Annotated in this window: 8 protein-coding genes; 2 read left to right on the top strand and 6 right to left on the bottom strand. The window is 60.9% G+C overall.

Annotated features, from left to right (window positions below):
* The first annotated feature begins 19 nt into the window (after nucleotides 1-19).
* A complete protein-coding gene (locus ACILSL_RS02720) occupies nucleotides 20-1,219 on the top strand; it encodes a family 10 glycosylhydrolase (protein WP_395730462.1) in 1,200 nt (399 codons plus the stop codon).
* A gap of 66 nt (nucleotides 1,220-1,285) precedes the next feature.
* Here the strand turns inward: ACILSL_RS02720 and ACILSL_RS02715 are convergent, their stop codons facing one another.
* From ACILSL_RS02715 to ACILSL_RS02705, 3 genes are all read right to left on the bottom strand, one after another.
* Nucleotides 1,286-6,268: a PAS domain S-box protein gene (locus ACILSL_RS02715; RefSeq protein ID WP_395730461.1), complete on the bottom strand. Its 4,983-nt coding sequence runs from the start codon at nucleotides 6,266-6,268 to the stop codon at nucleotides 1,286-1,288.
* A gap of 357 nt (nucleotides 6,269-6,625) precedes the next feature.
* Nucleotides 6,626-7,828: a glycogen synthase gene (gene glgA / locus ACILSL_RS02710; protein ID WP_395730460.1), complete on the bottom strand. Its 1,203-nt coding sequence runs from the start codon at nucleotides 7,826-7,828 to the stop codon at nucleotides 6,626-6,628.
* Nucleotides 7,829-7,886: 58 nt separating this feature from the next.
* Complete coding sequence (locus ACILSL_RS02705) at nucleotides 7,887-8,993, bottom strand: hypothetical protein (RefSeq protein WP_395730459.1); 1,107 nt, start codon at nucleotides 8,991-8,993, stop codon at nucleotides 7,887-7,889.
* 84 nt (nucleotides 8,994-9,077) lie between these two features.
* Here ACILSL_RS02705 and ACILSL_RS02700 point away from each other — a divergent pair, with 84 nt between their 5' ends.
* Nucleotides 9,078-10,886, top strand: a complete 1,809-nt coding sequence (locus ACILSL_RS02700; protein WP_395730458.1) for an exosortase/archaeosortase family protein — start codon at nucleotides 9,078-9,080, stop codon at nucleotides 10,884-10,886.
* A 33-nt stretch (nucleotides 10,887-10,919) separates the two neighbouring features.
* On the opposite strand, the gene ACILSL_RS02695 is transcribed toward ACILSL_RS02700, so the two are convergent.
* The 3 genes from ACILSL_RS02695 to ACILSL_RS02685 form a co-directional block, all read right to left on the bottom strand.
* On the bottom strand, nucleotides 10,920-11,399 hold the full coding sequence (locus tag ACILSL_RS02695; protein WP_395730457.1) for a hypothetical protein: 480 nt from the start codon (nucleotides 11,397-11,399) through the stop codon (nucleotides 10,920-10,922).
* A 5-nt stretch (nucleotides 11,400-11,404) separates the two neighbouring features.
* Nucleotides 11,405-11,773 (bottom strand): DUF6941 family protein, encoded by a 369-nt coding sequence (locus tag ACILSL_RS02690; RefSeq protein WP_395730456.1) that lies wholly within the window; start codon nucleotides 11,771-11,773, stop codon nucleotides 11,405-11,407.
* Between the two features lie 22 nt (nucleotides 11,774-11,795).
* Nucleotides 11,796-12,440: penicillin-binding transpeptidase domain-containing protein (locus ACILSL_RS02685; protein WP_395730455.1), on the bottom strand; the 645-nt coding region annotated here is incomplete at its 5' end.

Below are 12,440 nucleotides of genomic sequence, written 5' to 3'. Positions count from 1 at the left end.
CCATACGCGTTCTTTTGCCATGACCCGCTTTCTCCTGTCCGCCGTCTTCGCACTCAGCGCTTCACTCTTCTCCGCCGAACCTCCGAAGCCGCGCAACGGGTCGCTGATCCTGATCACCAATGACGACGGCTTCAGCTCCTTTCACAGCGGGCGCTACAAGGGCGCGGAAGATCTGCGCAAGGCGATGCTGGCGTACAAGGACACACAGATCGCGGTGATGGAGTGGTGCATCATCGCGGGCAGTTGCTCGAATTATCCCTCCAAGGTCACGGAACTCTATGGCACGGGCATGACGGAGTTCCCACGGCGTGGCGACAAGCTGGCGCATGAGACCGTGAAGCGCATGGCGGACGCGGGGGAAAACACCCTGGGCATCGTGGCCGCAGCCTGCCATGAGGCGGGGCTCTCCTGCTATGCCTCGCTGCGCATGAACGGCGACTACGCGGAAAGCATGTGGGGTGGCACCTTTCCACGATTTGCCAATGGCAGCTTCTGGTGGAAGCACCCGGAGTTCCGCGTGCTGGATGCCAAAGGCAAGCCCGGCTCCCACCAGTCCTTCGCCTTTCCCGAGGTGCGCGAGTTCAAGCTCAACATCCTGCGCGAAGTGGCGGAGCAGGACATCGACGGCATCAACCTCGACTTCCAGCGCCACCCCACGTTCTTCGGTTTTGAGAAGCCGATGAGCGATGCCTTCAAGGCGAAGTACGGCATCGAGCCGAGCACCGTGCCGCAGGATGATCCGCGCTGGTTTCCGCTGCGCTTTGAAATGATGAACCGCTTTGTCCGCGAAGTGCGCCAGCTTTTGGACGAGGCAGGCAAGCGCAAGGGCCGCCACCTCGGCCTCTCCGCACGCATCGACTGGAAGAAGTATGCCACCTGGGGCTGCGACATCGACACATGGCTGAAGGATGGCCTGCTCGACTACCTCGTCGTGGGCCAGTATGGGCTGGGCGGTTATGACTTCGACATCGCGCCGTTTGTGAAGCAGGCGCAGGGCAGCGGCTGCGCCGTGCTGTTTGGGGAGGAAGCCATCGTCAAAGGCCACGACCGCACGGCAGAGGAGGACCGCCTCATCGCCGCCGGCAAGATGAAGCCCGCCGCCAGCACCCTGCTGACGCGCGAGCAGTACGAGCAACGCGCCGCCAAAGTCCGCGCCGCTGGTGCGCAGGGCGTGCACCTCTTCAACGAAGGCCGGAAGGGGATGATGAAGGGATACTAGACAATAGACAAAAGCTGCGGGGGCGATGCCAGCCCCTGCCCCACTCTCCCGGCGGTTCGTCTCATCTCACGCCTTCGGATGCAGTACTCCGTCGATCGTGCGCAGCAGCATGTTTGAATTATACGGCTTGTGCAGGACCGCTTCCACGCCCAGCGATTTCATGGTGTCGAGCTGGGCCTGATTGCATAGCCCCGAGGAAGCAATCACCAGAAGGCCGGGGTTTATTTTCCGCAGCGTGCGCAGAAACAGCACACCATTCATGCCCGGCATCATGAGGTCCGTCAAAACGAGCGCAACCTCCTTCGAGTGCTCGGTGTACAGGACGAGGGCCTCTATGGCACTATTGGCCAGCAAAACGCGGTAGCCATTGGCTTCCAGCACGGTGCGCGCCGAATGGGTGATGGCGGACTCGTCGTCCACCACGAGCACGAGCTCCTCATGGCCGGTCGGAGGAGGAGCAGCGGCGGCATCCTCTATGGACTCCTGATTCGGGGCGGCCGGCAGATAGATCTGGAAGGTCGTCCCGTTGCCAGGTGCGGACACCACTTTGAGCAGGCCGCCATGGCTCTTGACGATGCCATGCACCGTGGAAAGGCCGAGTCCGGTGCCTTTGCCAACTTCCTTGGTGGTGAAGAAGGGATCAAAGATACGCTCCAGGATTTCCGGCGGGATGCCGGTGCCACTGTCGCTCACTTCCAGCAGCACATGCGGGCCTGGCGCCATTTCGGGCAGCATGCTCGCGTAGCTGGTGTCGATGTCGAGGTTGGCGGCGCTCAGCCGCAGCGTACCTCCCTCCGGCATGGCGTCACGCGCATTCACACAAAGGTTGAGCAGCACCTGGTGCAGCTGCGTCGCATCTCCCAGAACCAGCCATAAATGCGGTTCGCTCACACATTCCACGGTGATGTCCTTCGGGAAGGTGCTGCGGATCATCTGCTCCATCTCAGTGAGCAGCATCTCGATCTGCAAAGGATACATTTCCCCTTCCAGTCCACGGCCAAAGGCCAGCACTTGTTTGACGATCTGCGCCCCACGTGCCGCGCTCATCTCGATGGTGTCGAGGAGGCCGGCACGCTTTTCATCAGCGATCTTCATGCGCAGGACGGCCGCGGACATCATGATGGGCGTGAGGATGTTGTTGAGATCATGCGCCACGCCGCTGGCGAGGGTGCCGATGCTCTCCATGCGCTGGGCGCGGAGGAACTGCGCCTCGAGCTTTTTACGCTCGGTGATGTCGTGAAAAGTCCACACACGGCCGTAGTAGGTGCCATCTCTTCCGCGCACGGGGGCGGAGTGGCGCTCCAGGGTGGTGCCATCCACCAGTTCAATGACATCCGTGCTGGATTCATCCGGGTGCGCATTGAGATGGGAGATCTTTTGGAGAAAAACCTCCGGCTCCTTGACCTGACCGAGGACGAATTGAAGCTGCCGGGAGTCGTCCGGATCATCCGCAATGGGCGGCGGGATTTTCCAGAGCTCGTTCATGCGTCGATTTTGCAGCAGTTTTTTTCCTTCGGTGTCCACCACCAGGATGCCATCGATCGCGGAATGCACCTGCGCTTCAAAGAAGGCGGTGCGCCAGCGCAGCTCCTGCTCCGCCTGCCTGCGCCTGGCCTCGCTTTCGCTTACATCCAGGGCAAAGCCGATGTCCATGGCAAGCTCATCGAGCAGCAGCGTTTCCTCCTCATTGAAGAAGCCGGCCTCGCCTGAGTAGAGAGTGAAAACACCGCACACCTCACCTCCGGCTCTGAGCGGGAAGCTGGCAGACGAACGGTAGCCGCGCTTCAGCGCCTCATCACGCCATGCCTCCATGAGCGGGTCGTTCTCCATGTCGCTGCAGGTGACGTGCTCTCCGGAGAGGAGGCATCTGCCCGAAGGCCCGCAGTTACGCGCCTTGTCACGCAGATCAATGTTCACCTGATCCAGATACCCCTCCACCACGCCCGCAGAAGCCACGGGGCGCACCTTTTGGGACGCGGCATCAAACATGCCCACCCATGCCATCCGAAACCCGCCCTTCTCCACGACGATGCGGCAGGCCTCCGCCAGCATCTTCTGCGGATCCTTCTCGCGCACGATGGTCTTGTTGATGTCGCTAAGCACCTCATAGACCCGGTTCAGCTGCCGGATGCGCAGTTCGGCCTGCTTCTGCTCCGTGATGTCTTGGTTCGTCCCAAGGATTTTTCCCGTCCGGCCTTTCTCATCCAGAAGGATCCTGCAGCGCATCAGCATCACGCGCTCGGCTCCGTCCCTGCGGATGATGCGATGCTCAAACTGCCGCGCGAAATTCGGATCTTCCGATGCGACGCCGAGGGCCACCTCACTGGCGACGATCCCCGCATCCTCCGGGTGGACGAATCTGCGGATGTATTCCTCCGGCGACATGGCCAGACCGCCCTCCTGCTGTGCGGTGGTGCCCAGCAGCTGGAAAATGTGCTCATCCGCAGTGACGAGGTTGCTCCCCACGTCAAACTCCCATTGGGCGAGCCTGGCAATGTCCATGGCCAGAAGAAGCTGGGCCTGCTTTTCGCGCAGGGCTGCCTCCGCCAGCTTGCGCTCAGTTATGTCCTGAACGTAGGAAATCAGGTAGCAGCCCTGATCGCGTGACTGCTCTATGATGGCAGTGGACAGGTAGGCCCAGACGATGGCTCCATTCTTGTGGATGTAACGTTTTTCCACCTGCATGCTCCTGGGTCCGCCGGCCAGGGCATTGCCTACAAAGGCGCAGCCGATTTCCTTGTCCTCATTGTGGGTGACGTCAGTGAAGGTCAGCTGGAGCAGTTCCGCTTCGGTGTAGCCCAGCATGGCGCACCAGGTGCGGTTGACTTTGAGAAACCTGCCATCCTTCGCCACCAAGCAAACGCCGACAGTGGCGTTTTCAAAGGAGGTGCGGAACAATTCCTCGCTTTCCCGCAGCTTCAATTCGGTGTGCTTGCGCTCCGTGATCACCTGCGTGAACATGATCAGGCCGCCGATCACGTTCTCCGCAGCGTGCCACGGACGGACTTCCCATTGCAGCCACTCCACTCCGCCGTCGGCACGCGGGAACATGGCCTCGTCGCAGCGGTCGGTGTTCCCGCGCAGCACCAGGCGGTGAATTTCCTTCCAGTGCTCGGGAATGTCTGGGAACACCTCGTAATGCGAGCGGCCGATGACCGTCTTGCCTTCCAGATGATAGTCGGCAATCCAGCGGTCACTGGCCTGCAGGTAGCGCATCTCCGTGTCAAACATCGCCACGGCCGCGGGCGTGTGCTTGATCAGATTGCGCAGCAGTTCCTCGCTTCTGGCCAGCGCATTTTCGGCATGTTTCTGCGCGGTGATGTCCCGTGCGATCTTGGAGGCGCCGATCACGGTTCCACTGCCGTCTTTGAGCGGAGAGATGGTGGCGGAGATGTTGATCCGCCGTCCGTCTTTGCAGATGCGCTCGGTATCGAAATGCTCGACCGTTTCACCCCTCTTGATCCGGGCCAGAATGTCCGCTTCTTCACTTTCGCGCTCGGGAGGGAAGATCATCAGCAAGGGCCGGCCGATTGTTTCTGCGGCGGTGTAGCCAAAGACTTTTTCTGCGCCGCAGTTCCAACTGGTGATGACGCCGTCCACCGATTTGCCGATGATGGCGTCATCGGAGGATTCAACGATGGCCGCCATCTCCGCCTGCTTGCGCCGCAGTTCCTTGCGCTCAGTGATGTCACGGGCGAAACCACAATTGAACTCCCGGCCCTCAAAACGGACGTAGGATGCCACGATTTCGACCGGGAACTCACTGCCATCTTTACGGCGGTGCGTGCTTTCACGGGTCAAAAAGCCGCTTTCACGCAACTGCGTCCACACATTTTGAAGTGCTTGCGGTGTTGCTTTGGGGGCAACCATGGAAATCGACCGCCCGAGCAGTTCTTCCCGCGTATACCCCAGGGATGAGCAGGCGGAGTCATTGACGTAAACAAAGTTATTGCTGCTGTCCATCCAGTAGGCCGCATCAAAATGCTTGTCGATGGACACCTTGAGCAACTCGTTCTGTTCCGTGGCCTGCTTGCGCTCGGTGATGTCCTCGATCAGGGTCATCAGGCAGCGCTTTTCCGCGAGCACGATAAGCTCGGCATTGAGGGTAACGGTCTTGCGCACGCCGTAGCGGGTGCGCACCTGAATTTCAAGATTGTGCAGCGAACCGCCGTTGAGCAGCGGCTGCAGCATCCGGGCTTGCTCTTCCGCGCTTTGCCAGATTCCCTTGTCCAGGGTTGTGTAGCCGATGACCTCCTGCGGCGGATAGCCGAGGATCTTGCAGAAGGTTTCGTTGACCTCGATGTAGCGCCCCGTCTCGACTTCGGTGATGGCGATGCCGCTGGGATTGGCCTGGAAGGCCTTGGCGAATTTCTCCTCATTCTCCTGGAGCTCCGCCAGCTCCCGGCGGCGGATGGTCAGATTAGACACCAGCACCACCGCGCAGGCGAGGGCCAGCACGACCACGACGGCCACGGCCCAGTAGAGCAGATTGACACTGTGGCGGATCGAGCCCGAAAGGGCGATGGTGTTGCCGTGGTTGTACTTGATGAGATCCTCGGCGGATTTGATCGCCGGGAGAAAGGCTGGCAGCAATTTTTTCTCCAGGAAGGCGGCGGCTCCGCTACGGTCTCCGGCCAAAATCAGCGTCTCATAGGCCATGAGCTGCTTGTAAAATTCCGCATAGCTGGTTTTCACCAGCTCCAGCAGCGCTCGGTCCGCCACCGGATTCAGAATGATGGTGGTTTCATATTGCTGGAGAGCCGCGGCAAACGCCACGTCGGCCTCATGCACGGTTTTCAAACCCGCGTCCCGGGACTCCGGCGTCTGTGCCGAAGCCGCCACCAGCACCCAGCCAATGCTGCGGGAGATGGCCATGCGCATGTAGTGCGCATCTATGGTGCCGGGCACGGCGTCTTCGGCGATCAGGTTGCTGTCCTCCTTCACCTGCCGTCCGCTGAGGTAGGCGACCGCCGCCAGTACGATCAACAGTCCCAAAATCGCGATGGTGGCCAGTCGTATCTGCAGGGATGGGTCGCGCTGTTTTTTCATTCGTGACTAATGATTCTGGCAGATACTCAGGCGGTGCTTTAGCGTCAGGTTCTGTAGCGGCAAAATGGGTATCTGATCACGACAAACATCTAAAACTCAGGCGCACATTTCATAACGAGGCAAATAAATATCAGCTTAGATTTTTCGAGGACAAAAAATATCACATCCCTTTTGGCAACCTTCCCAAGCCTGCCATGAAATCTTGCCTCCAGCCATTACGGAACTCGCCTACGCCTGTCCCCGCCGGGGAAACCACCCGGCACTCAGACAGCTGCCGCTTTAGCCACTCCTCATTCCAGCAACATCGCGCCATGTTCGCATCCAACGCTGACGGGCGCGTGTGCCTGCCTGCTCCGCCTACACCGCCAGAGTCTTGTACAGCGCCAGGGTCTTCCGTGCGATGCTCTTCCAGCTAAAATGATCTTCGGCACGCTGGCGGCCGGCCTGGGCCATGCGATTGCGGAGGGTGGGGTCGGCCATGAGTTTGTTGATGCCGGCCGCGAGATCGCGGGCGAACTTCTCAGGGTGCATGGCTTCGAAGGGGCTTTCAGTCTGCTGCTCCAAAGGCACGAGGATGCCGGTCTCGCCATCAACCACAACTTCCTTGATGCCTCCGACGGCGCTGGCGACGACGGCGGTCTCGCAGGCCATGGCTTCGAGATTGATGATGCCGAAGGGCTCATAAATCGAAGGGCAGCAGAAGACGTCGGCATGGGAGTACATGACGATCTTTTCCTGCAACGGCAGCATGGCCTGCACCCAGATGACGCCAGGGCGCACCTTGCTGGCTTCAGCGACGGCGGCCTCCATCTCCTCTTTGATTTCGATGGTGTCAGGCGCGCCGGCGCAAAGGACGACCTGGAAGCCGGGATCGAGGTGCTGGATGGCGCGGACAAGGTGGACGATGCCTTTCTGCCTGGCGATGCGGCCGACGAAGAGGACGTAGGGTTTGTCGGGATCGACGCCGTGCTTGCGCAGCACGTCGGGGGCTTCGGTGCGGCGGTATTCGGCGAGGTCGATGCCGTTGTAGATGACGTGGACCTTGTGGGGATCGACATCGAAGTGCTGGAGGATGTCGGCCTTGGTGCCTTCGGAGACGGCGATGATGGCGTCAGCCATTTTGAGGGCGGTGCTTTCCAGCCAGACGGTGAAGTCATAGCCGTGGCCGAGCTGCTCGCGCTTCCACGGGCGCAGAGGCTCCAGAGAGTGGACGGTGAGGACCATGGGCACGCCGTAGTTGAGCTTGGCCAGGATGCCGCCGAAGTGCGCGTACCAGGTGTGCAGATGCACGAGGCTGGCATCAATGCCATGCGTGTTGAAGTCGAGGCAGCGCTGGAGGGCGCCAAAGACGGACTTGAGATTGAGGGGGCTGTCCCAGCCGGTGCTGTCGAGGCCGAAGCCCTCCACATGAAGATTGCCCTCATGGCTGGACTGATCGCCAAAGCAGCGGACGTCGATTTCCATGAGCTTGGCGAGCTCGCGCGTGAGGTACTCGACGTGGACGCCGGCGCCGCCGTAGATGTGAGGTGGAAATTCGTTGGTGAGGAAGAGTGCTTTCATGGGTGCGGGCAGGATGACGCCAAATGGCTGGCGGGTGGTGGGAAAGGCGTTCGCAGGGTCATTTCCCCTGCGATTGGAACCACTCCTCGATAGCGGGGATGTCGAAGAGGCGGAACCGTTTTTTGACGCGCTGCTCCAGGGCGAGCTGCGCGTGCTTGGCCACATCGAGGGAGGGGTCTTCCTTGATGGACTTGATGAGCTGGGCGTTGGTTTCGGGCAGCGGACTGCTGAGAAGGAGGAAGCAGACTCGCACGCGCACCTCCCAGGAAAGCTTGTAGTCAGAAAGGAGCTTGAGCAGGGCGGCGGGGGTGACGTCCGCTTCATCGCGAATGCTGCCGTCTTTGAAGAGTTCGGCCACGGGGAGACGGTAGCCGGGGTCCTCGCGCTGGAGAAGCTGGATGGCGCGGATGGCACGCAGGTACTCGGCCTGCGCGGCGTCATGCAGATGAGGAAGCTGCGGATCCCGCATGTACTCGACGAGGACTTCAACGGGACGGCGCTGGCCGGTGGCGATGGCTTCGTCTGCGTATTGCGTGAGGCGGTTGCGCTCCTTGAGTTGAATGAATTCCTCCTGAGTGGGCGTGACCTGGGGTTTCATATCGGCCATGCGCGGGGTGCCGGGCTGACTGGTCACGGGAGCACCAGGTGCAGGTGCGAGCTCCGGAATCTTCAGTGTGGCGGAGATGTTTTCGAGGGATTCCCGGGTCTTCTGCTGCATGAGCAGCTGCTCGCGGCGCATGACGTCCACCTGCTTCTCTAGTGCTGCGATGTGCTCGGCGGATTTGGCGAGTTCTTCTCTGAGCTTGGTGTCCGGGGAAACTGAGGCAGGAGAAGCCGCCGCAGTGGACGCTGAGGAGGGAGCTGCGATGGCAGCCGCGGAAAGCCGGGGTTCGATCTTCTCAAGATAAACCCACCTGCCGACAAACAGGAGCAGCAGGCCGATGATGCAGGAAGTGCTGAGTGAGATGACCAGATGGCGGTAGGCCAGGTGGGAGGATGGGAGGTTCGGCGGACTGCCATCCTTGGGAAGGCCGGAAGTGGATTTGGACTTGGCCGCAGCGTCCGTCGTTGCAGGGCTGCAGCGGGCAAAGAGCAGGGCAGACTCCTCTTCCGTGTCGTCGGTGTCAGTGGCTGGGGATGAAGTGGGGGGAAGCGGATCGGACATGGAGAATGATGCGTCGAGGACGTTACGCGATGAAGGTTGCCAGAATCAACAAACAAGGCCAGCCTTTGTCCGTCAATCCACGTCATGGCAACAGATTCCACCCGGACTCCCAGTGTGTCCACCCTCACTCGTTCGACCACGCCCCTCTTTGAGCAGCCGGAAACGCTGCGTCGGGCGGTGCTGGGGGGGCTGCCTGCGGTGCTGGTGCTGCTGTTTTTCGTCTGGCCGTATCAGCAGTGGGACTATGACAGTCGTGAGAGCATCCTGATCGGCTGGGGCCGCTGGGTGAGCAAGCGTGCGGACTGGCAGTTTTGCCTGCTGGTGCCGTGGCTGGTGGGCTGGCTGGTGTGGCTGCGGCGTAAGGAGCTGGAACGTCTGCCCTTGCGTGGCACCCGGCTGGGCCTGCTGTCCCTCGGTCTGGGACTGTTCTTTTACTGGGTGGGCTACAAGGCCAACACGGGCTACCCGGGCTTTCTGGCGGTGCAGTTTGTGCTTTCAGGCTTCATTCTCCTGGTGGCGGGAACGGCCTGGTTCCGCACACTTTCCTTTGCGTGGCTGTTTTTGTTTTTCACCTGGCCGATGCAGCCGCTGGAGGATTCCCTGGCCTCTCCACTACGCCCATGGACGGCAGCGATGGCGGCAGCGGTGCTGAATGCGGTGAAAGTGCCGGCGGTGAATGAGGGCTCCGCGCTGCAGTCCGCCCCGGATGCTGAAAACGGCCTGCAGATCGGCGATGTCTTCAGCCTGGATGTGGATGCGAAGTGCAGCGGGATCAATTCGCTCTTTGCGCTGATGATGATCTCCGCGCTGCTGGGCTACCTGGCGCTGAGGCGGCCGCGCTCCCGCTTTGTTTTATTTGCCTGCGCGGTGCCGCTGGCGGTGGCGGGCAATGTGGTGCGTCTGCTGCTGCTGGTGGCGGGCACGAAGCAGTTTGGCGCTGATTTTGCCGTGGGCAGACACATTGGCGGGCATCAGGAAATGTCGCCCTACCACACGTTTGCGGGCTTTGCGGTCTTTGGCATCGCGCTGGCGGGGATGTTTGCGCTGTGCTGGCTGCTGGAGGGACGTGAGATGAAGGCGAATCTGAAGCGGCATGGCACACCGCTGGCGGTGGGTGAGGTCTGCGCGATCCCTGAGCCACGCCGGACTCTGGCCCACCTCCTGGCGGCCATCGGGCTGCCGCTGCTGGTGCTGGGGATCTGCGCGTGCACGGACATCAGCTTTCATGTGGCGGCACCGGGGGTGAAGCTCAGGCCGGATGACTCGCGCCTGCCCTACCTGCCGCTGTCTCTGGGCGACTACCAGGGGCGTGAATTTGACATGACGGCCGATGAGAAAAACCTGCTGGATGAAGGGGTGCGGCTGGCGCGCAATGTGTATGCGTCCGCCGCAGGCAGGCAGATCATGGCCACGGTGATCCTGAGCGGATTTGAAAAGCGCAGCCTGCACCGCCCGGAGGTGTGTCTGCCGAACCAAGGCTGGACGGTGACTGACCGTACGCAAATCCCGCTGCAAATGAAGGATGGGCGTGAGATCAACATCATGATGATGCGCATCTTCCGCGATGCGGAGCCCCAGCCGGGAGTGAAGGTCCGCACGCGGGCCATCAATTTCTACTGGTACATCGGCTCAGACGGCACCTCCTGCGCTGATCATTACGAGCACGTCTTCCTCTCATACTATGATGCGGTCTTCCGCAACATCCAGCACCGTTGGGCGATGGCCTCCATCTACGTCCCGCTGCCGGAACAACGCGTGGGGCAGGAGGACCCGATGCTGGAACTCAATGCGGTGGAGGATGCACGCGCGTTTCTGTCACAACTGGCCCCCGCTTTCATGCTGACGAAGGAGGAGTGGCTCAAGACCGCGCATGCACCTGTGGAAGCACGCTGAACCTTGTTAAAGAGCCCCTTCTGCCCCCTTCCCCTACCGGCTCAAATCTTCCTGGGTCAGCACCTCCAAGCCGGAGGCGGTGAGCACTTCAGCCCCCACTTCAGGGAGTCCAGGTGGAGCACGAAGACGGGATGTTGGGCAGGGACGCACAAACAGCGCGTAGGTGAAGTCGATGTTGATCTCGGCGGAGAGCAGAGCGGAGAGCGCGTGTGGCAGGGAGTGGTCCGTCTCACGCAGTTCGACGACCGTGACGGGAAAGACCACATGGGGGATGCCTTTTTCGATGAAGAGCATCTCCGTGGTCTCAGGATCGCTGGGGATGAGGCGCACGAGGGCGAGCTCGGTGGTGTCCTGCAAGGAGAGGCCCAGCACCTCAATGCGGTGCTCCGTGAGCAGCTTGACCAGAGACATGAGCGCACCGACGCGATTGTGCAGGAACACGGACAACTGCCGCACTGGGGTGCCTGCCGGAGTGCTGGTCTCGGATTGAGTCTTGGGTTTGGAGGTGATCATGGTGGCTAGCCTGCAGGGCCGGTGGCGGATCGGCGCTCGTCGAACAAAGTCACCCGCAGAGGAATGCTGGCCAGGGTTTCATCCTGATGCTGGACCAGCCAGCGGTAAAGGCCCTGCCGCTCAAACTTCAAGCGCTGCAGCGTGTAAACGATGTTGCGTGAGACGAACGGGATGAAGGACGAGGGGAAGGTCACATCCAGCTGCGCAGGCATGGGCGGCAGGCATTCCTTGCCATCTGGATCGACGCAACGAATCACGAATTCATGCTTGCCGGCGTCTTCCGACTGAAAAATAGCCCGCACGGCGATGGAGCACTGCGGATGCACCACAGGAAAGGTCTGCGCGCAGAGTGTATCAAACGCGCCTGGACGCAAGAGCTACCTGTAGTCGCAGAAGTCACAGATGATGGCGAGCTGAATGTTCATCGTGCAGGTGAGGTGGGTTAGCGGCCAAAGAGTCTTTGAAAAAGCCGCCGATGCCTTTTTTAGGTGGCGAAGGAGGTGGTGCAGGCGGCCTGGCAGGCTCCACTTCCGAAGATTTTTCTCCATCTCCTCCTCCGGACTTTTCCTCCACCAAAGTGGCCTTGGGAACTTCCTTCATGGCCAGCAGCATGGGATCATCCGCCGGGGCTTTTTCGAAAATGTTGGTGAAGACTTCGTTCACGATGGGGGCGGCCTTTTTACCACCGCTGATGTCCTCACCTGGCTCACCTTCATAAACGACGGCGAAGGCAAACATGGGCTTGCCTGCGGGCAGAAAGCCGGTGAACCACGCGAGGTTTTGATCTTTGCTGATGCGCCACTGGGCGGTGCCGGTCTTGCCTGCGATCTCAGCCTGCTTGATGGCCGCTGCATGTCCGGTGCCACCACCACCATTGACGACGGCCACCATGCCGCTGATCACCGTCTGCCGCTGTTCGGGATTGAGGCTGATGCGCCTGCGGTCCTTGGGTTCGTAGGCCGTCACCACGCGGTCGCTGAGGTCCTGGACTTGCAGCACCAGACGCGGCTGGGGAATGCGTGCTCCGTCCCCGAGACCGGC

Source organism: Prosthecobacter sp. (assembly GCF_044222345.1).
In the GTDB taxonomy this organism is placed as follows: Bacteria; Verrucomicrobiota; Verrucomicrobiia; order Verrucomicrobiales; family Verrucomicrobiaceae; genus Prosthecobacter.
This window is presented reverse-complemented; position numbering and strand designations above follow the sequence as displayed.